We start from the raw sequence: 19,456 nt of genomic DNA on the forward strand, positions 1-19,456 counted from the left end.
CAACGAGAAAGCCCCGCAGATCCGTAGATCTGCGGGGCTTCGCTGTGCGCGAGGGGGGAGTTGAACCCCCACGCCCTTTCGGGCACTGGAACCTGAATCCAGCGCGTCTGCCTATTCCGCCACCCGCGCATGGGTGTCGTCTTCGTTGCCGACCGATCTTCCGAACCGCTCGGTACCATGTGGTCTTCGCGTTCCCTTGGACCGGCCTCCCTGGTGGGCGGCCCTTCCGACGTGGAAAACAGTAGCACGACCCGGGGGGCCGCTCCGAATCCGTTCTCCGGCGGGACGAAGCGCATCCGAACGGATGCACGACGAACGGGCGAGCGAGTGACGGGAGCCCATCCGGGCGGGCACACCTGGCGTGCCGTACCCGGCATGCGTCACCCTGTGTGTCCGAGCCCACCCCCGGGCACCACGCTGTCCGGGAACCGTACGGAAGGGCCCGGCGTGGATACGATCAGTACGGAAGTACCGCAAGTAGGCACGACCGACTCCCGGCGGGATCCGGTCGGCAGGCAGGCGAACGAACCCTGGAAGGGGGTGTCCCATGGGAGTGCTGAAGAAGTTCGAACAGCGGCTTGAGGGTCTCGTCAACGGCACCTTCGCCAAGGTGTTCAAGTCCGAGGTCCAGCCCGTGGAGATCGCCGGTGCGCTGCAGCGCGAGTGCGACAACAACGCGAGCATCTGGAACCGCGACCGCACCGTCGTGCCGAACGACTTCATCGTCGAGCTGAGCCCGCACGACCACGAGCGGCTCAGCCCCTACTCCGGGCAGCTGGGCGCCGAGCTGGCCGGCATGGTCCGCGAGTACGCGGAGGCCCAGCGGTACAGCTTCATGGGCCCGCTCCAGGTGAACCTGGAGAAGGCCGACGACCTGGACACCGGCCTGTACCGGGTGCGCAGCCGCACCCTGGCGGCCGAGGAGCCCCAGCAGTACGCCCCGCAGCAGTCCGGCTACGACCGCCAGCCGGCCGCGCCGGCCCCCGGCGCACCGTGGCAGCAGACCGGCGCCGGCCAGTACGGCGCGCCCCCGCCGCCGGCCGCGCCCCCGGCGATGCCCCCGGGCCCGCCCGCGACGTCCGGCGGCAACGTCCGCGCCTTCCCCGGCGCCGGCCACGGCGCCTCGGTCCGCCGCTGGATCGAGGTGAACGGCGCCCGCCACCAGATCACCGGCGCGGCCTGCGTGCTCGGCCGCTCGACCGAGGCGGACGTGCGGATCGACGACCCCGGGGTCTCCCGCAAGCACGCCGAGATCCGCCCCGGCACCCCTTCGATGGTTCTCGACCTGGGATCCACCAACGGCATCGTGGTGGACGGACAGCACACCCAGCGCGCTACGCTCCGCGACGGCTCCCGCATCGTCGTGGGCTCCACCACCATCGTCTACCGACAGGTCGAAGGGTAGTGTCCGAGTTGTTCGCGCGCCTCGCTCACCGACAGGCGGGCCGGCCATGTCAGAACTGACCCTCACGGTCATGCGGCTGGGCTTCCTGGCCGTGCTGTGGCTGTTCGTCATCGTCGCGATCCAGGTGATCCGCAGCGACCTGTTCGGGACCAAGGTGAACCCCCGCTCCTCCCGTCGTGGTGCCAACGCCGCTCCGGGCGGCGCCGCCGCCGCTCCGGCCGCCGGGCGCGCCGCACAGGCCCCGGCCGCCGGAGCGGCGGGCCAGACCCAGGGCGGCGGCCGCCGTCGCGGCGCCCCGACCCAGCTCGTGGTGGTGCAGGGCTCGCTGGCCGGCACCACCGTGGCGCTCCAGGGCCAGACCATCACCCTGGGCCGCGCGCACGACTCCACCATCGTGCTGGACGACGACTACGCGTCCTCCCGGCATGCCAGGATCTATCCGGATCAGACTGGGCAGTGGACGGTCGAGGATCTAGGCTCCACCAACGGCACCTATCTGGACCGGCAGCGCCTGACCGCGCCCACCCCGCTCCAGCCGGGCATGCCGATCCGTATCGGCAGGACCGTCATCGAACTGCGGAAGTAGTAGCGCATGAGGGACAGCATCCCGTCCATGACCCAGAGGGGGGCACAGGTCGCATGACCCTGGTGCTGCGCTTCGCCGCCGGCTCCCACAAGGGACTGATCCGGGAGGGGAACGAGGACTCCGGCTACGCCGGGCCGCGGCTGCTGGCCGTGGCCGACGGCATGGGCGGCGCCGCGGCCGGCGAGGTCGCGTCCTCCGAGGTGCTCGGCTCGATCGTCCGACTGGACGAGGACGTGCCGGGCGCCGACCTGCTGACCCTGCTGGGCGACGCCGTCCAGGGCGCCAACGACCGGCTCCGGCAGATGGTCGAGGAGGACCCGCAGCTGGAGGGCATGGGCTGCACGCTGACCGCCATGCTCTGGACCGGCCAGCGGATGGGCATGGTGCACGTCGGCGACTCCCGCGCCTACCTGCTGCGCGACGGCTCGCTGGTGCAGATCACCCAGGACCACACCTGGGTGCAGCGCCTGGTCGACGAGGGCCGGATCACGCCGGAGGAGGCCGAGACCCACCCGCAGCGCTCGCTGCTGATGCGGGCGCTCGACGGCCGCGGCCAGGTCGAGCCCGACCTGTCGATCCGCGAGGTCCGCGCCGGCGACCGCTACCTGATCTGCTCCGACGGCCTCTCCGGCCCGGTCAGCCACCAGACCCTCCAGGACACCCTCGGCAGCTACTACTCGCCCGAGCAGACCGTGCAGGAGCTGATCCAGCTCGCGCTGCGCGGCGGCGGTCCGGACAACATCACCTGCATCGTGGCGGACGTCATCGACGTCGGTGCCACGGACACCACGAGCGGCCAGTACAACGACGTGCCGGTGGTGGTCGGCGCGGTCGCCGACACCCCGCCGTCCTCGGCCGCCGCGGACCGCTCGATCGCCGACACCCCGGCCGGCCGCGCCGCCGGCCTCGGCCGCGCCCCGCAGGGCGCCTTCGGCCCGGCCGAGGGCTACGACGCCGCCCAGGGCGGCTTCGGCCCCGCCGAGGGCTACGAGGGCGAGTACGGCTACGGCTCCGGCGAGCCCTCGGTGTACGGCGCCGAGGAGTTCGACGAGGAACCGCCCGCGAAGCGCAAGCGCAAGGGCCTCACCGTCTCGGTGGCCGTCCTGGTCACCCTCGGTCTGCTCGGTGGTGCCGGGTTCTTCGGCTACCAGTGGACCCAGGACCAGTACTACGTCGGCAAGCAGGGCGACCACGTCGCGGTCTACCAGGGCATCAACCAGAACCTGGCCGGCCTGAGCCTGTCCTCGGTGCACACCGCGTACAAGGACGTCGAGCTCAAGTACCTGCCGCAGGACCAGGCCGAGCACCTCAACAAGACCATCGCGGCCGACAGCCTGGGCGCCGCCACCGCGACCGTCCAGGAGCTCGACGGCTGGGTCAAGCTCTGCAAGAAGGTCGCCGACGCCCGGACCGTTCCGGCCACCCAGGCGGCGCAGGCCACCCACGCCGCGTTCCTGGCCGTCACGCCCACCCCGGGGGAGAAGACCCGCCCCCCGGCGGCTCCCACGTCCCCGACCCCGGCGACCCCGACCCCGACCGCCCCGAGCACGTCCGCCCCGGCGCCGAACGCCGCCGCGCCGAACACCGGCCCGTCGGGCGACCTGTCCGGGCTGACCGAGGAGGAGCGCAGCCGGGCCGACTCCTGCCCGAAGCAGTGACCTCCGTGATCCGACATAGGCCCGCCCCGAGCGGGGCAGCCGGCCGTCAGGGAGCGGTCACCACGTGAGCACCTACGACCTGAGCGACGACACCGGCCGGGCCGGCAGGCGCCGGACGGCCACCGACCGCGCCGCCACCCGGCGCCGGGCCAACACCACCATCTCCCTCCAGGGCGCGCCGAACCGGCGCAACACCGAGCTGGCCCTGCTGGCCTTCGCCGTCGTGCTGCCGATCCTCGCGTACGCCAACGTGGGGCTCGCGATGGACTCCACGCTGCCGAGCGGCATGGTCGGCTACGGACTCGGCATGGGCGCGCTGGCGCTGGTCGCGCACCTGCTGGTGCGCCGCTTCGCGCCGTACGCGGACCCGCTGATGCTGCCGATCGCCACCCTGCTGAACGGTCTCGGCGTGGTGATGATCTGGCGGCTCGACAAGGCCGGAAAGCTGCTGAGCGCCAACTTCCCGGCGGCCCGGAACCAGCTGATGTGGTCGGCCCTCGGGATCGGGCTGTTCATCGCCGTGATGGTGTTCCTGAAGGATCACCGGGTGCTCCAGCGCTACACCTACATCTCGATGGTGGCGGCGCTGGTCCTGCTCGCCGCGCCGGCCTTCTTCCCGGCCCGGGCGGAGGACTTCGGCGCCAAGATCTGGATCCGGATGGGCGGCTTCTCCATCCAGCCCGGCGAGTTCGCCAAGATCATCCTGACGGTGTTCTTCGCCGGCTACCTGATGGTCAAGCGCGACGCCCTCGCACTGGCCAGCCGCCGCTTCATGGGCCTGTACCTGCCACGCGGGCGCGACCTCGGCCCGATCATCGTGATCTGGCTGCTCAGCCTGCTGATCCTGGTCTTCGAGAACGACCTCGGCACGTCCTTCCTGTTCTTCGGCCTGTTCGTGGTGATGCTCTACGTCGCCACCGAGCGGACCAGCTGGATCCTGTTCGGCCTGCTGATGTCGATCGGCGGCGCGGTCGCGGTCGCCATGACCACCAGCCACGTCAAGGTCCGCATCGACGCCTGGCTCGACCCGATGGCCGCCTTCGGAGCACACCCGCCCAAGGGCGCCACCGAGCAGATCGGCCAGTCGCTGATGGCGCTCGGCTCCGGCGGGGTGACCGGCTCGGGCCTCGGCCAGGGCCGCTCCTGGCTGATCAACTTCGCCGCGAAGAGCGACTTCATCCTGGGCTCGTTCGGCGAGGAACTCGGGCTGACCGGCCTGATGGCGATCTTCCTGCTGTACGCCCTGCTGGTGCAGCGCGGCCTGCGCACCGCCCTCGCGGCCCGCGACCCGTTCGGCAAGCTGTTCGCCGTCGGGCTCTCGTCGGCGATGGCGCTGCAGGTCTTCGTCGTGGCCGGCGGGGTCACCGGGCTGATCCCGCTCACCGGTATGACCATGCCGTTCCTCGCACAGGGCGGGTCGTCCGTGGTCGCCAACTGGGCGCTGGTCGCGATCCTGCTGAAGATCAGCGACAGCGCCCGCCGACCCGGGGTCGAAGCGACCCCGGCCACCGAGGGCCAGGGAGGACCCGCTCGATGAACAAGCCGATCCGCCGGGTCTCGATCTTCTGCCTCGTCCTGATCCTGGCCCTGATGGTGCGCACCAACTGGGTGCAGGGTGTCCAGGCCGATGCCTGGGCCACCAACAAGAACAACAAGCGCCAGCAGTACGACCGGTACGCGCACCCGCGCGGCAACATCATCGTCGGCGGCCAGCCGGTCACGAAGTCCGACTTCGTCAACGGCCTGCGCTACAAGTACAAGCGATCCTGGGTCGACGGCCCGATGTACGCCCCGGTCACCGGCTACTCCTCCCAGGTCTTCGGCTCCAGCCAGCTGGAGAACCTGGAGGACGGCATCCTCTCCGGCACCGACGACCGGCTGTTCTTCCGCAACACCCTGGACATGCTGACCGGCGAGCAGCAGCGCGGCGGCGACGTCGTCACCACGATCAACGCGAAGGCCCAGAAGGCCGCCTGGGACGGCCTGGGGGACAAGAAGGGCGCCGCCGTCGCGATCGACCCGAAGACCGGCGCGATCCTGGCGCTGGTCTCCACCCCGTCCTACGACCCGGGCACCATCGCCGGCAGCGAGAGCGGCGACTCCAAGGCCTGGACGGACCTCAACGCCGACCCCAACAAGCCGATGCTCAACCGGGCGCTGAAGGAGACCTATCCGCCCGGCTCCACGTTCAAGCTGGTGACCGCGACCGCCGCGTTCGAGAACGGCCTGTACCAGAACATCGACGACCAGACCGCGACGCCGGACCCGTACACCCTGCCGGGCACCCAGACGGTGCTGAACAACGAGTCGCCGCTCGAGAAGTGCGGGAACGCCACGGTCAAGTCGGGGATGGACCAGTCCTGCAACACGGTCTACGCCAAGATGGGCGCGGACCTCGGCAAGGACAAGATGCGGGCGCAGGCCGAGAAGTTCGGCTTCAACAGCACCATCGACACCCCGGTCCGTTCCGAGAAGAGCATCTTCCCGAACAGCGCGAGCCTGGACGGCACCGCGCAGGACTCGATCGGCCAGCACGACACCCGCGCCACCCCGCTGCAGATGGCCATGGTGTCCGCCGCGATCGCCAACAACGGCAGCCTGATGCAGCCGTACCTGGTCGACCAGGAGCGCTCGGCCTCGCTGACCACCATCTCCAAGCACACCGAGAAGCAGTTCTCCCAGGCGATGAGCCCGGCCACCGCGCAGAAGATGCAGGACCTGATGGTCTCGGTGGTGGAGAACGGCACCGGCAAGAACGCCAAGATCCCCGGCCTCCAGGTCGGCGGCAAGACCGGTACCGCGCAGCACGGCGAGGACAACGCCGGGCTGCCGTTCGCCTGGTTCACCTCCTGGGCCAAGACCACCGACGGCCAGTCCGTCGCGGTCGCGGTCGTGGTCGAGGACGGCTCCAACAATCGCGACGGCATCAGCGGCGGCCGGCTGGCCGCCCCGATCGCCAAGGCGGTGATGCAGGCCGTCCTCGGCAAGTGAGGAGGAGGCCCGGCCGTGAGTGGAAAGTCACGATCGACACCCCGTCCGGTATACCGGTCTGATATCGGCCGACGGCCGACTCCGGTCCGATGCGGTGCGACCGGTAGCGTATCCGCCAGCAGCGGGTGTGCCCGTTGCCGCCCGCGAGACGGCGCACGGCCCGGCCGGAGAACCGGTCGAGACCCGCTCGGCGTCACCCAGAGCGTGCGGGGACACCTACGTCACAACCTCGCCGGCAGGTGAGGGAGAGGGTCGGAACTATGGAAGAGCCTCGTCGCCTAGGCGGCAGGTACGAGCTCGGCGGCGTCCTCGGACGCGGCGGCATGGCCGAGGTGTACCTCGCCCATGACACCCGGCTCGGCCGTTCCGTCGCAGTGAAGACGCTCCGGGCCGACATGGCCCGGGATCCGTCGTTCCAGGCCCGCTTCCGCCGCGAGGCGCAGTCCGCGGCGTCCCTGAACCACCCCGCGATCGTCGCCGTGTACGACACCGGCGAGGACTACATCGACAACATCTCCATCCCGTACATCGTGATGGAGTACGTCGAGGGGTCCACCCTGCGCGAGCTGCTGCACTCCGGCCGACGGCTACTGCCCGAGCGCGCGCTGGAGATGACCATCGGCATCCTGCAAGCGCTGGAGTACTCGCACCGCGCCGGCATCGTGCACCGCGACATCAAGCCGGCCAACGTGATGCTGACCCGGCAGGGCAACGTCAAGGTCATGGACTTCGGCATCGCCCGCGCGATGGGCGACGCCGGGATGACCATGACCCAGACCTCGGCCGTCATCGGCACCGCCCAGTACCTCTCCCCCGAGCAGGCCAAGGGCGAGCAGGTCGACGCCCGCTCCGACCTCTACTCCACCGGCTGCCTGCTCTACGAACTGCTGACCGTCCGCCCGCCGTTCGTCGGCGACTCCCCGGTCGCGGTGGCCTACCAGCACGTCCGGGAGGAGGCGCAACCGCCGTCCGTCTTCGATCCCGAGGTCCGCCCCGAGATCGACGCGATCGTGCTGAAGGCGCTCGCCAAGGAGCGCGACTACCGCTACCAGAGCGCCGACGAGATGCGCGACGACATCGAGCGCTTCCTCGACGGCCTGCCGGTGGCCGCCGCCCAGCAGGCCGCCGCGTACGGCATGGGCGCCGGGTACGGCTACGACCAGAACGGCTACCCGCAGCAGCACGACCCGTACGGCCAGACCAACGTGCTGCCGCAGCAGCCCGGCGGCGGCCCGACCACCGTCCTGCCGCAGGCCGGCGCGCAGCCCGGCTACGGCCCGCAGGGCGGCTACCAGGACGACGGCTACGGCCAGGCCTACGCCGACGGCCCGGCGGGCGGCGGCCACGACGACGGCTACGGCCGGGACGGCGGCCGGCGCGGCGAGCAGCCGCCGAAGAAGAGCAACACCTCCTGGATCGTGCTGGCGGTCGCCGCCGTGCTGGTCCTGGTCGGCACCTTCTTCGTGGCCCAGGCCATGTTCAACGGCAACGGCGGCGGCACCACGGAGACCCCGAAGGTCGCCGTGCCGAACCTGGTCGGCAAGAGCCTGGCGGACGCCAAGACGGCCGCGGCCGCGGCCGGTCCCAAGCTCGTGGTGGCCGAGGGCGACAAGCTCGCCTGCCCGGACGCCAACATCAAGAAGGACCAGGTCTGCACCCAGAACCCGGCCGTCGGCGGCCAGGTCGCGGAGAACAGCACCATCACCGTGCAGCTCTCCTCCGGCCCGGCCAAGGCCCCCCTGCCGAACGTGGTCGGCAAGACCAAGGACCAGGCGACCAAGGCGCTCGGCGACGCCGGCTTCACCAACGTCACCACCGAGTACAAGGACGACGACACCGCTCCGCAGGAGAACGTCACCGCCCAGGACCCGGCGGCGGGCACCGCCGGCGACCCGACCGCGCCGGTCAAGCTGACCGTCTCGCAGGGCAAGTCGAAGGTGACCGTGCCGAACGTGGGCGGCGCGCAGAAGGAGGTGGCGCAGGCCCAGCTGGAGGGCCTGGGCTTCCAGGTCGACGCCTCGAAGACGGTGCAGACCACCGACCAGAGCAAGGCGAACACCGTCGCCGCGCAGTCGGTCCAGGCCAACACCAAGGTTCCGGCCAACACGAAGATCACGCTGACGATCTTCAAGATGCAGGACAAGCCCCAGGTCCCGCCGCTGCAGAACGTCAAGCTGTCGGACGCCATCTCGCAGCTGAGCAAGGTCGGGCTGCTCTACACGGTGGTGTCCGGTCCGTCGGACCCGAACGCCATCGTGGTGAGCACCAACCCGGCCGCCGGCACCCAGCTGGACCCGAACACCCAGGTGATGCTCATCACGAAGCCGGCCGATCCGCCCAAAGGGGGTGACCCCCTCTCCCCCTCACCCTCCAACACCAAAGGGGGGAACAACAACTAAGCCCTGGTTCCCCTGGATCTGAGGCTTGGTGGGAGTTGTCCGGCCGTACGCCCGAGGGCCCGTCGCAGCGGTTGCGACGGGCCCTCGGGCGTTCTCGGTGCCGGGCGTTCTCGATGCCGGGCTACCGCAACCGGACCGCGGGTTCCAGGCCGCAGCAGCCGGACCTCAGCAGCGGCCGGCGGGCTCAGGGCTGACGCAGCTCCGGCGGCGGGGTGCGCTTGGCGTCCACGTCGTCCACCCGCACCAGGCTCCCCCAGACCGCCATCCGGTAGCGCGAGGTGTACACCGGCGTGCAGGTGGTCAGCGTGATGTACCGGCCGGGGCCGGTGTAGCCGGAGCCGACCGGGACGGGCGCGACGATGCCGGTGTCGTACTTGGACGTCTCCGGCAGGGTGCTGTCGACCCGGTAGACGTACCACTTGTCCTTGGTCTCGACGACGACCGCGGCGCCCTTGTGCACCGCGTCCAGGTCGTGGAACTTGGCGCCGTGGCCGTCCCGGTGGGCGGCCAGCGCGAAGTTGCCGGCCTGGTCCCAGGGCATCGCGGCGCGGTAGGGCTGCTCGTACACCCCCGCCACGCCCTCGGCCAGGGTGTCGCTGTCGGTGCCCATCCGGATCAGCACCTGGTAGTCCCGGCCCATCGCCGGGACGTGCAGGAAGCCGACCGCGTCCCCGGCCGCGAACGGCGCGGCGGGGGCGGGGGCGGACGTCCCGCCGGGGGCCGCCGAGGGGGTACCGGTCGGGCTCGCGGCCCAGGTGTCGCGCAGCCGGTCGGAGGCCGCAGCCGCCGAGCGGTCGGCCTCGACGTTGGTCCACCACAGCGAGTAGGCCACGAACAGGCCGAGCACCAGTCCCAGGGTGATCAGCAGCTCGCCGAAGACGCCGAGCGCGGCCAGCGCCCGACTGCGACCGCGCCGGGCGGGCGCGGGGCCGGCCTCGGGCGGCGGGAAGGCCTCCTCCCGCGGCTCGGCCGACTGCGCGGTCTCGTCCGTCATCTCCGGTGCTCCCCTTCGTGCCGGGTGCCCGGGCGGTCACCCGCCCGTGATCGCGGCCGGCTTGCCTTGGCTGCGCGGCCGTTCCTCGGTCATCTTGCCAAAGACGATGAGGCGGAACTTGGAGGTGAACTCCGGGGTGCAGGTGGTCAGCGTGATGTACCGGCCGGCGCCCGCGTAACCGGCGCCGTTGGGGACGGGCTTGATCACGCTCACGTTGTTGGGAGAGGTCTCCGGGATGCTGCTGGTGACCTCGTACGTGTAGTACGAGGTGGCGGTCTCCACCACGATCTTGTCGCCCTTGCCGAGCTGGTTGATGTACCGGAACGGCTCGCCGTGGGTGTTGCGGTGCGCGGCCAGCGCGAAGTTGCCCGCCTTGTCGGCCGGCATCCCGGTGCCGGTGTAGTGGCCGACCAGGCCCTTGTCGAGCACCGCCGGCTTGGAGGTGCCCTCGGCGATCGGGAACTTCAGCCCCAGCTTGGGCAGGTAGATGATGGCGAAGCCCTTGCCGGGCTCGAACGACTCCGGCTTGGCCGGGTCCGGAGCCGGCTGCCCGGGCTTCGGCGGCGCCAGGGCGGCGTCGAACTGCTGCTCCAGCCGGTTGCGGGCGCCGTCGGCGGCCGCGTCGGCCTGCACGTTGGTCCACCAGAGCTGGTACGAGACGAAGAGCAGCATCACCACGCCGAGCGTGATGCACAGCTCCCCGACGAGCCGCGCGGCCACCACGACCGCGGACTCCTTGGGCCGCGCCTTCGCCCCGGCGCCCCGGCCGCTCGCCCGGCGCCGACCGACGCCCGCGCGCACGGAGGTCCGGCCCTGGGCGGCCCTGCGGCGCTCGGCCCGGCCACCGGTGGGCGGGGCCGGTTCCACGGCCGGCCCGCCGATGTCGAGGGGCAGGCGCAGCTGGAGCGTCTGGTCGGGCAGCCACGGGTACTCGGGGCCGGACGCGGCGGGCTGCTCGGCCTGCTCGTACACGCCCCAGGCGTCCTCGGCGGCGCCCTGTCCGGGCTGCGCCGGGTACGGCTGCGGGTACGCCGCGTCACCGTGGTGCTGTCCGTCGCCGTACCGGCCGTCCCCGTACGGACCGCCGCCGTACTGCGCGCCGCCGTACGGCTGTCCGTCGCCCGGGCCCGCCTCCGGCTGGTAACGCCCCTCCGGACGCAGCGCGGTCACGCCGCTCAGCCCCGGCCGATCACCGGGGCGAGCCCGGCCGACCGGTCCACGGCCTGCGGGTAGCCGCACTCCGCCAGCCAGTTGGCGAGCATCCGGTGCCCGCCCTCGGTGAGCACCGACTCGGGGTGGAACTGCACGCCCTCGACGGGCAGTTCGCGGTGCCGCAGGCCCATGATCACGCCGCTGTCGGTGCGCGCGGTGACCACCAGTTCGTCCGGCACGGTGGCCGGCTCGACCGCCAGCGAGTGGTACCGGGTGGCGGTCAGCGGCGAGGGCAGTCCCTCGAACACCCCGCCGTCCTCGTGCTCGACCGGCGAGGTCTTGCCGTGCAGCAGTTCCGGTGCCCGGTCGACCACCGCGCCGTACGCGACCGCGATCGACTGCAGGCCCAGGCAGACGCCGAACACCGGCAGCCCGATCCCCGCGCAGTGGTGCACCATCCCGATGCAGACCCCGGCCTCCTCCGGCGCCCCGGGCCCGGGGGAGAGCAGCACCCCGTCGAAGCCCTGGTCGTCCTCGCCGCCGGACCGGCGGACGGCGTGCTCGACGGTCACCTCGTCGTTGCGCACCACCTCGCAGGTGGCACCGAGCTGGTACAGGTACTGGACCAGGTTGAAGACGAAGCTGTCGTAGTTGTCCACGACCAGGATGCGGGGCGCGGTCGGCTGGGTGGTCATTCTCGCGTGGTCTCCGTGGGATGCGGGGCGGGGTCGGCAGGGTGGAGGAGCAGGGCCGCCGGTTCAGCCGGCCGCGGCACCTTCGCCGCCGTCCACTGTGACGTCACCGAAGGGGAGCAACGGTTCCGCCCACGGGAAGACGTAGGTGAAGAGGAGATAGACGATCCCCACGATGAGGAGCAGCGAGATGACGGCGCGGACCAGGGTGTTTCCCGGGAGGTGACGCCAGATCCAGCCGTACATGGTGCTCCCTCGACGTAGCGGACTGGGGTCAAGAGTAGACCCGGGATCAACGACCGCGGGGCCGGTCCGCTACTGCTGCCCGCCCGCCGACCGCAGCTCGGTGGTGCCGGAGTATCCGGGGAGGGTCAGATCACCGCTCTCCTGGACCTTCCAGCCGAGCCCGTACGCCTGGACGTACTGGAGGTAGTTGCGGATCGTCGGGTCGCCGTCGACGGCGGTCTTCAGCGCATCGGTGCGGCCGACCGCCCGGACCACGTACGGCGGCGAGTAGACCCGGCCCTGGAGCAGCAGGGTGTTGCCGACGCAGCGGACGGCGCTGGTGGAGATCAGCCGCTGGTCCATCACCTGCACGCCCTCGGCGCCGCCCCGCCACAGCGCGTTGACCACGGCCTGGATGTCCTGCTGGTGGATGACCAGGTCGTTGACGCCGGGCTCGGGGACGCCCGGGATGCGGGCGGTGGCGTTCGGCGGGGCGTCGTTGAGGGTGACGGTCAGGCCGCCGCCCTGCAGCGGCTCCAGGGCCGCGCCGAGCCGCAGGCCGTCCAGCCGGGCGGCGTCGGCGGGGTTGCCGCCCTGCTGCCCGGTGAGCTCCTGCGCGCGGGCCTGGAGGTCGGCCAGCTGGGCCTGGGCCTGCTGGTTCTGCGAGCTGCGCTGGCGTATCACGTCGCCGAGGCTCAGCAGCGAGTTGTCCGTCCGCAGGTCGGTGCCGCGGGCGGTCTGCGCGCTGATGTAGAAGAGCAGTCCGGCGAGCGCGAAGACCGCACAGGTCAGGGCACGCCCGACAATTCGGGTGCCGGAGCGGCGGGTAGTGGTCGGCCGAGGGGGAATCGACAAATTAGGCACCGTACCCTTATCTCCTTAAGACCCACCGAGCCACTACGCTAACGGACGCCGGTGGCGCGTGCGGGAACGGTCCCGTGCGTTCCGCACCGCCCGTCACCGGCCGACCGACCCCCGCTGCACCTCTGCGCGGTCTCACAGCGCATCGACAGGAGAGCTCCTCGTGCCGAAGTCTCGACTCCGCAAGAAGTCCGACTACACCCCGCCGACCACGGCCGCGGTGAAGATCAGTTCGGGCCGCAGTTGGGTCGCACCGCTGATGCTGGCACTGTTCCTGATCGGCCTGGTCTGGATCGTCACCTATTACGTGACCAGCGGCAGCTACCCGGTCGAGAGCTGGCGGAACTGGAACATCCTGGTCGGTTTCGGCTTCATCGCCGCGGGGTTCGGCGTCTCCACCCAGTGGAAGTGACCTCCCGCTCCTCCTGAGGCTCCGGTCGAGCCACCTCCGCCGCTTCGGACCGCTGGTGCCGGGCGGCGGTCAGGCATGCCCGGACACGGGCGGGAAACCGGTCGGTTATCCCCATCATCAGACTGTCCTGCTTATCCACATGGTTATCCACACTGGGGAAAAGTCTCCCCAGCCTGTGGATAACTTTTCGGCCGCGGGCTTTCCACAGCTGTGCACAACTTCCCGAAAGTGGGAAAACCGCACAGCAGGACACGCGTAGAACAGCAGTCCACACCCCGGGCGGCACACAGCCTGTGCACAACCCCGCACCCGCTGTGGACAAACGCCCTCGGCGTCACGCGCCGTAGCGGGCCATCCCGATCATCAGCATCGCCGCCACCACGGCCAGCGACCCCGCCAACGCCAGCCCCTGGACCAGGCCGCGGCGCTCGCGCGGGGCGTACATCAGACCGGCCGCCGTCAGCGCGCCCACCACCAGGCCGCCGATGTGCGCCCGCCAGTCGATGTTCGTCCGCGAGAAGGTGACGACCAGGTTGAAGACCAGGAACGCCATCACCGGGCCGAGCGGGCCCCGGTTCCGCAGCTGCATCACCACCGTGGCGCCGATCAGCCCGAAGATCGCGCCCGAGGCCCCCACCGACCGCAGCGCGTTGCCGTCGATCAGGAAGGCCAGGGTGCTGCCTCCCAGGCCGGAGAGCAGGTAGAGGGCCAGGAAGCGCAGCCGGCCGAGCGCCGTCTCCAGTGCGGGACCGAGCCAGTACAGGACCACCATGTTCATCCCGATGTGCCACCACTGCAGGTGCAGGAACACCGAGGTCAGCAGCCGGTACCACTGGGAGGGCCCGGCGGCGACACCGTCCGGACCGCCCAGGATGGCCCGCCCGGCGCTGTACAGCTCCCAGACCTGGCCCAGCCGCGGCGTGAGCACGTAGGCGGCCAGCACGAAGACGACCACGTTGATGCCGATCAGCACCCTGGTGACCAGCCCGCCGTCCTGGGCGATCGCCCCGCCGAACCGGGTGGTCGCCCGCCGCGTCCCGGCGTGCCCGCCGCCGACGCACTCCGGGCACTGGAAGCCCACCGAGGCGGTCACCATGCACTGCGGGCAGATCGCCCGCTCGCAGCGGGTGCAGGAGACGCCGGTGGCCGTCTGCGGATGCCGGTAGCAGCCGGTCAGCATGAGGTTCTTCCCCTCCCGTACGGGACGCCGAAATCGCCAGCCTACTGCGGCGGATCCGACATCGGGCCCGCTCCCCGACTCCTTCCGCACCCCGCGTACGGCCCACTCCGACATGCCGGTGGACAAATCAGCATGCATGATCAGCATTCAGGTGGATATGTGCATAAAGGACGCCACCCAGGAGGAGAGACTCGTGACCTTTTCGGACTCGGCTCGTGAGACGGCCACCAAGACCCGGGACACCGCCGCGCACCTCGCGGACGGCGCCAAGCAGCGCCTCGGCCCGGCCCTGGACACCTTCGGGCCGAAAGCCGCCCAGGCCGCCCAGAGCCTCCGCGTCCAGTACGACCGGCACATCGCCCCGCAGTTCGGTCACGCCTTCGCCAGTCTGCCGCCCGAAGCCCAGCAGAACGCCCTGAAGGCCTTCCACCGCGCCCAGGAGGCCGCTCTGGCGGCCCGGCTCTCCGCCGCCCGCGCCGCCGACCAGGCCCGCTCCACGGTCGGCCCCAGGGTCGCCCAGGCCGTCGAGGAGGCCCGCGCCGCCGTCACCCCGGTCGCCCAGGAGGCCCAGACCCGGGGCGCCGCCGCGCTGACCGCGCTGCACGGTAACGTCACCTCGGCCGAGATCAGCCACCTCGCCGCCCGCAACGCCCGGAGGAAGCGGTGCAACGGCCTGGCCACCGGCCTCGCCGTGGCCGGTGCGCTGGCGATCGGCGGCGGGATCGTGGCCTGGCAGTGGTGGCGCCGGCACAGCAACCCGGAGTGGCTGGTCGAACCCCCGACCGACCGGGCCGACCAACCCGCCGGGGCGCACGCCGCCGGCGCGACGACCCCCGGGCCGGTCGACGCGGCCGGCGCCCCGCAGAGCGCCCCGGCCGCTCCCGCCGGGCCCCGGGCCGGGGACGCGGCCACCGAGCCCGCTCCGCCGCCCGGCCGGCCCGACAACGACGGCGACGGCGACGGCGACGGCGACGGCGACCACCCCAGGCCGCACGACCCGCGCGGGCCGCACTGACCCGTCGCCCGGCCCTCAGGGCGTGTCGGACACGCCCTGAGGACGCGGAAACGCCGATCGGCCGCTGACCGGGATTCAGGTCAGCGGCCGATCGGCGTCACGACTGCGATGAGCTGTGGAGCATAGGAGATTCGAACTCCTGACATCTGCCTTGCAAAGGCAGCGCTCTACCAACTGAGCTAATGCCCCTCGACGGCACCGCGGGTGCCGACGGGCACTAGCGTACCGGGTTCCGGCGCCGTTCCCGGCGCCCTCCCCCCGGGCCGACCGGACCTGCCGCCGAGGCGGCGTCCGGGCGGTGCCTGGGATCCGGCCGATCCGGTCGGGTGACCGGGCCGGCCGGCCCTGGAGGCGCGGTGAAGCGCCTCCGAAGATCGTTGATCGTCGGATCGTCCGGGCTCAGCGACCGGCCGGAACCGGGTCGGTGGCCTCGGTCCACAGGTCCTGCTCGGCGCGGTCCGCCTGGACCTGACGGTAGACAAAGAAGCCGCCGAGGGCGACCAGGGCGACCAGGAGAAGCTTCTTCACCGCGGGACCTCGTCCTTCTTGCGTTGGCGGACTCAAGAGCCGGTGCTCCGGCCGGACTGACCGGGCCGACGAGTCCAGATGTGTTTCGATCGCGAACGGGCTGCCGGGTGCCAGACTGCCCTTGCGGCCGATGATACACACCAGTGTCCCAATCGTGACCAGCCACCGCTGCGGCCAACCCGGCGGTCCGGGCCGAGGATTGACGCCGCACCTCCTGCCGTACGGCCGACCCTCCCCGGCCGGGCCCTACGGCGTGCCCGGCGGGGCGCAGGACGGGTGGTCCGACGAGCGGTCGGACGGGCGGTTCGACGGCGTCACCACCACGGCCTTCCCGCCCGCCAGGTCGACCTTCGTCCGGGGCGGCGCCCCCTCGCCCTCCTCGTCGCGCAGCATCAGGGTCGTGCCGCGTTCGTCCAGCTCGTGCTGCTTGCCGGCGGCGAACTGCGCGTGCAGCTGCTCGAAGCCGGTGGCCGAGATCTGCCCCTCCCGGCCGGTCCCCCGCCACGGCACCCAGCGTGACCGGCGCGCCCGCAGCGCGAGCTGGTCGACCACCGCGAGCACCACCAGGGCGCAGACCAGTCCGGGGATGCTCATCGCCCAGAAGACCGCCATGTCGTCACCATCCCTCCACACGTTCCCTCCCCGGAGAACAGCCCGGCGGGACGCGCGGTTCCCGCAACGGCGGGGGAAACGTCGAAGGGCCCGGAGTGAATCACTCCGGGCCCTTCGCGGTGGTGGGCCTAACAGGACTTGAACCTGTGGCCTCTTCCTTATCAGGGAAGCGCTCTAACCGTCTGAGCTATAGGCCCTTGCCGCACTGAAAGATTAGCGGACCGATGGCCGATCTCCCAAATCCGGGCCGACGGGGTTCCCGGCGGGCACCCCGCCGACCAGCGGCGGCGCTCCGGCGGCCGGGCGCAGCAGCCATTCCTCGCGGGTCGCCGGGAGGCCGGCCGAGCCCTCCTCGGTGCTGCGGACGGCGAGGATCTGGTTGATCCCGATCCGGTTCTCCTCGAAGGCGAGCGCGCTGGCGGCCATGTACAGCCGCCAGACCCGGGCCCGGCCGCGGCCGACCAGCCGGACCGCCTCGCTCCAGTGCGCCTCCAGGTTGGCCACCCATTCGCGCAGGGTCAGCCCGTAGTGCTCGCGCAGCGACTCGACGTCCCGGACCTCGAAGCCGGCCTCCTCCAGCCGGGCCACGGTGGAACCGACGGGGGAGAGCTCGCCGTCGGGGAAGACGTAGCGGTCGATGAAGGGGCTGGTGCGGTGCGGCTCACCGGGGCGGTCGGGGCGGCGGGCGATCTGGTGGTTGAGCAGCCGGCCGCCGGGCACCAGCAGCCGGTGCAGGCCCTCGGCGTAGACCCGGTACTGCTCGGAGCCGACGTGCTCGGCCATCCCGACGCTGGAGATCGCGTCGAACGGGCCGTCGACGATCTCCCGGTAGTCCTGGAGCCGGACCTCCACCCGCCCGGCCAGGCCGGCCTCCTCGACCCGCCGGCGGGCCAGCGCGACCTGCTCCCGCGAGATGGAGACACCGACCGCGGTGACGCCGTAGTGCTCGGCCGCGTGCAGCAGCAGCGAGCCCCAGCCGCAGCCGACGTCCAGCAGGCGCATCCCGGGCCGGAGGCCGAGCTTGCGGCAGATCAGGTCGAGCTTGGCCTCCTGGGCGGCCTCCAGGCTCTTGGCCTCCGGGGTCCAGTAGGCGCACGAGTAGACCATGGAGGAGCCCAGGACGAGCCCGTAGAAGTCGTTTCCGACGTCGTAGTGGTGGCTGATGGCCGCGCGGTCCCGGCTGCGGCTGTGCAGCCGCCCGCGGGCCCTGCGGACCTCCTCCTGGGGCGGCGTGGGCTCGGGGCCGAGCGCCCCGGCCCGCAGCGCGGCCGCGAGGACGCGGCGCCCGCCGGCGCCGAGCACGTCCCGCGGGCCGAGGTCGAGGCGGCGGATCTCCGGCCGCTCGACGAACCGGGCGACGGCCGAGAGCACCTCGTAGAGGTCGGTGCCGGGGGTGATCTCCAGGTCCCCCGCGACGTACGCCCGGGCCAGGCCCAGCTCGCCCGGCTGCCAGAGCAGGCGGCGCAGGGCCCGCCGGTTGCGCAGGACGACCGTGGGGGCTCCCGGCGGCCCGGCGACGCTGCCGTCCCAGGCCTGGACCCGCAGCGGTACCGGAACCCCCAACAGCCCGTCCAGGGCCTCGACCAGTTGACCTGCGAGCTTCGCCACCGCGCGCCTCCGTCCAGCCGTCCTGCGGAACGTTTCCTGACCCGGTCGGGCGGACCGGGGGCGGCCTGCGGCACTCCCAGGCGTGGACCGGGCGCCACCCAGCTAATCCCACCGCGGCCGGCCCGCTCCCGGGCGGCACGCCGCGGGCGGCCGGCTGTCACCCGAAATGCCGACGGGCCCCGCAGGCTGCAACAGCCTGCGGGGCCCGTCCATTCCGTCCGTGGACGGCGAACTGACCAGGGGTCAGGATCCGACCGGGGTCAGTCCTCCTCGGCCAGGGTCAGCTCGACGCCGCCGGTGAAGCCGGCCGCCGCGTTGTAGATGAACGCCGAGAGCGTGGACAGCGCCGTCAGCAGGACGACGTCGACCACGGCGATCAGCGAGGTGAAGGTCATCACCTTGCCGAAGCCCACGTAGTCCATCAGGTTGAGGCCGCCGGTGCTGTCCGAGCCGGTGACGTCCTTGAGGGTCTTGGTCAGCGAGTCGAAGACGCCGAGCGAGTCCAGCGTCATCCACAGCACCGCCGCGGCCACGATGATGATGATCCCGACGGCCAGCGACAGCAGGAAGCTGACCTTCATCACCGACCACGGGTCCACCTTGGTCACCCGCAGCCGGGCCTTGCGGGTCCGGCCGAGGCCGACACCGGCGGCCGCCGGTGGGGCGGCCGGGGCCGGCCGGCGCGCCGTGCCCGGGACGGGCGTGCCGCCGGGCGGGGTGTTGCCGCTGGTCCGGGTCCCCCGGGCCGGGGTCGGCTGCCCCTTGGCATAGGTGGTCGGCTGCGAGAATCCGCTCGCGCCCGGCGCCGGGGCCCCCGGCGGCGGGGGCGTCTGTCCGCCGTAGGTCGCGCCGCCCTGTCCCGCTCCGCCGACCGGTGGCATCAGCGAGGTGGACGCGGCCGAGTGCTCGGCCGGCGGCTGCGGCGCGCCGTACCCACCCCCGCCCTGCGCGCCCGGACGGCCGCCGGAGGGTCCTCCCGCAGCACCCGTGGCTCCACTCACCTGGTCCTCCCGCACTTCCCACCAGGACGGCGGCACCGCCCTGCTTCGTCACTCGTCATCCAGCGCCCGGCGGGATTGCCCGGAACTGGTGGGCGGCCGGTGCCGCCACGCCCCTCTATCAGGACGCGACGGCACCG

Annotated in this window: 18 protein-coding genes and 3 tRNA genes; 8 read left to right on the forward strand and 13 right to left on the reverse strand. The window is 71.9% G+C overall.

From position 1 onward, the window contains the following. Window positions 1-45 precede the first annotated feature (45 nt). Window positions 46-129, reverse strand: a tRNA-Leu gene (locus ACIOGZ_RS09770). 418 nt (window positions 130-547) lie between these two features. Between ACIOGZ_RS09770 and ACIOGZ_RS09775 the strand changes: the two genes are divergently transcribed. The 6 genes from ACIOGZ_RS09775 (at window position 548) to pknB (ending at window position 9,039) form a co-directional block, all read left to right on the forward strand. Beyond that, on the forward strand, window positions 548-1,405 hold the full coding sequence (locus ACIOGZ_RS09775; RefSeq protein WP_363587988.1) for a DUF3662 and FHA domain-containing protein: 858 nt from the start codon (window positions 548-550) through the stop codon (window positions 1,403-1,405). 46 nt (window positions 1,406-1,451) lie between these two features. Then, entirely contained in the window at window positions 1,452-1,991 is a 540-nt protein-coding gene (locus ACIOGZ_RS09780; protein ID WP_363587986.1) for an FHA domain-containing protein, read from the forward strand. Window positions 1,992-2,044: 53 nt separating this feature from the next. Beyond that, the gene (locus ACIOGZ_RS09785) at window positions 2,045-3,649 is read left to right on the forward strand and encodes a protein phosphatase 2C domain-containing protein (RefSeq protein ID WP_363619390.1); all 1,605 of its coding nucleotides are present in this window, start codon (window positions 2,045-2,047) and stop codon (window positions 3,647-3,649) included. Window positions 3,650-3,809: 160 nt separating this feature from the next. Further along, window positions 3,810-5,186, forward strand: coding sequence for an FtsW/RodA/SpoVE family cell cycle protein (locus ACIOGZ_RS09790; protein ID WP_363588014.1), 1,377 nt, complete (start codon window positions 3,810-3,812; stop codon window positions 5,184-5,186). Next, window positions 5,183-6,640, forward strand: a complete 1,458-nt coding sequence (locus tag ACIOGZ_RS09795; RefSeq protein WP_363587982.1) for a penicillin-binding transpeptidase domain-containing protein — start codon at window positions 5,183-5,185, stop codon at window positions 6,638-6,640. The genes ACIOGZ_RS09790 and ACIOGZ_RS09795 overlap by 4 nt, the downstream gene beginning before the upstream one ends. Window positions 6,641-6,900: 260 nt before the next feature. Then, complete coding sequence (gene pknB, locus ACIOGZ_RS09800) at window positions 6,901-9,039, forward strand: Stk1 family PASTA domain-containing Ser/Thr kinase (RefSeq protein WP_363587980.1); 2,139 nt, start codon at window positions 6,901-6,903, stop codon at window positions 9,037-9,039. 184 nt (window positions 9,040-9,223) lie between these two features. Here pknB and ACIOGZ_RS09805 read toward each other — a convergent pair whose 3' ends face one another. The 5 genes from ACIOGZ_RS09805 to ACIOGZ_RS09825 form a co-directional block, all read right to left on the reverse strand. Continuing rightward, entirely contained in the window at window positions 9,224-10,033 is an 810-nt protein-coding gene (locus ACIOGZ_RS09805; RefSeq protein ID WP_400985509.1) for a class E sortase, read from the reverse strand. Window positions 10,034-10,069: 36 nt separating this feature from the next. Beyond that, window positions 10,070-11,203, reverse strand: a complete 1,134-nt coding sequence (locus tag ACIOGZ_RS09810) for a class E sortase (RefSeq protein WP_400985511.1) — start codon at window positions 11,201-11,203, stop codon at window positions 10,070-10,072. 5 nt (window positions 11,204-11,208) lie between these two features. Beyond that, window positions 11,209-11,880, reverse strand: coding sequence for an aminodeoxychorismate/anthranilate synthase component II (locus ACIOGZ_RS09815; RefSeq protein WP_063348449.1), 672 nt, complete (start codon window positions 11,878-11,880; stop codon window positions 11,209-11,211). A 63-nt stretch (window positions 11,881-11,943) separates the two neighbouring features. Next, on the reverse strand, window positions 11,944-12,123 hold the full coding sequence (locus ACIOGZ_RS09820) for a hypothetical protein (RefSeq protein ID WP_363587974.1): 180 nt from the start codon (window positions 12,121-12,123) through the stop codon (window positions 11,944-11,946). Between the two features lie 69 nt (window positions 12,124-12,192). Then, window positions 12,193-12,957, reverse strand: coding sequence for a DUF881 domain-containing protein (locus ACIOGZ_RS09825; RefSeq protein ID WP_400985513.1), 765 nt, complete (start codon window positions 12,955-12,957; stop codon window positions 12,193-12,195). A 169-nt stretch (window positions 12,958-13,126) separates the two neighbouring features. On the opposite strand from ACIOGZ_RS09825, the gene crgA reads away from it, so the two are divergent. Then, window positions 13,127-13,375: a cell division protein CrgA gene (crgA, locus tag ACIOGZ_RS09830; RefSeq protein ID WP_350876761.1), complete on the forward strand. Its 249-nt coding sequence runs from the start codon at window positions 13,127-13,129 to the stop codon at window positions 13,373-13,375. 334 nt (window positions 13,376-13,709) lie between these two features. On the opposite strand, the gene ACIOGZ_RS09835 is transcribed toward crgA, so the two are convergent. Then, window positions 13,710-14,555 (reverse strand): rhomboid family intramembrane serine protease, encoded by an 846-nt coding sequence (locus ACIOGZ_RS09835; RefSeq protein ID WP_363587972.1) that lies wholly within the window; start codon window positions 14,553-14,555, stop codon window positions 13,710-13,712. A gap of 193 nt (window positions 14,556-14,748) precedes the next feature. Between ACIOGZ_RS09835 and ACIOGZ_RS09840 the strand changes: the two genes are divergently transcribed. Further along, a complete protein-coding gene (locus ACIOGZ_RS09840; protein ID WP_400985515.1) occupies window positions 14,749-15,570 on the forward strand; it encodes a DUF5324 family protein in 822 nt (273 codons plus the stop codon). 116 nt (window positions 15,571-15,686) lie between these two features. On the opposite strand, the gene ACIOGZ_RS09845 is transcribed toward ACIOGZ_RS09840, so the two are convergent. The 6 genes from ACIOGZ_RS09845 to ACIOGZ_RS09870 all read right to left on the reverse strand — a co-directional run bounded on the left by ACIOGZ_RS09845 (window position 15,687) and on the right by ACIOGZ_RS09870 (window position 19,319). Beyond that, window positions 15,687-15,759: transfer RNA gene (locus ACIOGZ_RS09845), tRNA-Ala, on the reverse strand. Between the two features lie 210 nt (window positions 15,760-15,969). Beyond that, entirely contained in the window at window positions 15,970-16,098 is a 129-nt protein-coding gene (locus ACIOGZ_RS09850; protein WP_014137031.1) for a DLW-39 family protein, read from the reverse strand. A gap of 246 nt (window positions 16,099-16,344) precedes the next feature. After that, entirely contained in the window at window positions 16,345-16,710 is a 366-nt protein-coding gene (locus ACIOGZ_RS09855; protein ID WP_363579885.1) for a DUF6191 domain-containing protein, read from the reverse strand. 120 nt (window positions 16,711-16,830) lie between these two features. Next, window positions 16,831-16,907 (reverse strand) — tRNA-Ile (locus ACIOGZ_RS09860). A gap of 16 nt (window positions 16,908-16,923) precedes the next feature. Next, the gene (locus ACIOGZ_RS09865; protein ID WP_400804310.1) at window positions 16,924-18,318 is read right to left on the reverse strand and encodes a class I SAM-dependent methyltransferase; all 1,395 of its coding nucleotides are present in this window, start codon (window positions 18,316-18,318) and stop codon (window positions 16,924-16,926) included. A 260-nt stretch (window positions 18,319-18,578) separates the two neighbouring features. Continuing rightward, the gene (locus ACIOGZ_RS09870) at window positions 18,579-19,319 is read right to left on the reverse strand and encodes a DUF3566 domain-containing protein (RefSeq protein ID WP_363579883.1); all 741 of its coding nucleotides are present in this window, start codon (window positions 19,317-19,319) and stop codon (window positions 18,579-18,581) included. Window positions 19,320-19,456 lie beyond the last annotated feature (137 nt).

The sequence above is a fragment of the Kitasatospora sp. NPDC088160 genome (assembly GCF_044741445.1).
Taxonomy (GTDB): Bacteria; Actinomycetota; Actinomycetes; order Streptomycetales; family Streptomycetaceae; genus Kitasatospora.